We start from the raw sequence: 1,139 nt of genomic DNA on the forward strand, positions 1-1,139 counted from the left end.
ACGGCAACGCCGCCCGCCAGCTTGGCGAGACGTTCCTGCAGCTTCTCCTTGTCGTAGTCCGAGGTGGTCTCCTCGATCTGCTGCTTGATCTGGGCGACGCGGCCCTGGATTTCTTCCTTATTGCCGGCGCCGTCGACGATGGTGGTGTTCTCCTTGGAGATCGACACCTTCTTGGCGCGGCCGAGCATGTTCAGGCCGACATTCTCGAGCTTGATGCCGAGGTCTTCGGAAATGACCTGGCCACCGGTGAGGATGGCGATGTCTTCCAGCATGGCCTTGCGGCGATCGCCGAAGCCCGGCGCCTTGACGGCGGCGATCTTCAGGCCACCGCGCAGCTTGTTGACGACCAGCGTGGCCAGGGCCTCGCCTTCGACATCTTCCGAGATGATGACCAGCGGCTTCGAGGTCTGCACGACGGCCTCGAGGATCGGCAGCATGGCCTGCAGGTTGGAGAGCTTCTTCTCGTGGAGAAGAATGTAGGCGTCTTCCAGATCCGCAACCATCTTCTCGGCGTTGGTGACGAAGTAGGGCGAGAGATAGCCGCGGTCGAACTGCATGCCTTCAACGACTTCAAGCTCGGTCTCGGCGGTCTTGGCTTCCTCGACGGTGATGACGCCCTCATTGCCGACCTTCTGCATCGCTTCCGCGATCATCGAGCCGACCGACACGTCGCCATTGCCGGCGATGGTGCCGACCTGGGCAACCTCTTCCGAGGTCTTGATCTTCTTGGCGTTCTTGATCAGCGTCGCGACGACGTCGGCGACGGCGAGGTCGATGCCGCGCTTGAGGTCCATCGGGTTCATGCCGGCGGCAACCGACTTGTGGCCTTCCTGAACGATCGACTGTGCCAGAACGGTCGCGGTGGTGGTGCCGTCGCCGGCGATGTCGTTGGTCTTCGAAGCAACTTCGCGGACCATCTGCGCGCCCATGTTTTCGAACTTGTCCTCAAGCTCGATTTCCTTGGCGACGGTGACGCCGTCCTTGGTGATGCGCGGTGCGCCGAACGACTTGTCGATGACGACGTTGCGGCCCTTGGGGCCGAGCGTGACCTTCACCGCGTCGGCGAGGATGTTGACGCCGCGCAGCATGCGCTCACGAGCGTCACGGGAGAATTTTACGTCTTTGGCAGCCATTTTTAG

The 1,139-nt window shown here is 61.9% G+C and carries 1 protein-coding gene; it reads right to left on the reverse strand.

Annotated features, from left to right (window positions below; translation table 11 throughout):
* Positions 1-1,133, reverse strand: a 1,133-nt coding sequence (gene groL / locus NKJ08_RS39225) for a chaperonin GroEL (protein WP_352786411.1), incomplete at its 3' end; no start/stop codon positions are given.
* Positions 1,134-1,139: the final 6 nt, after the last annotated feature.

The sequence above is a fragment of the Mesorhizobium sp. M0244 genome, from assembly GCF_040321795.1.
GTDB lineage: Bacteria > Pseudomonadota > Alphaproteobacteria > Rhizobiales > Rhizobiaceae > Mesorhizobium.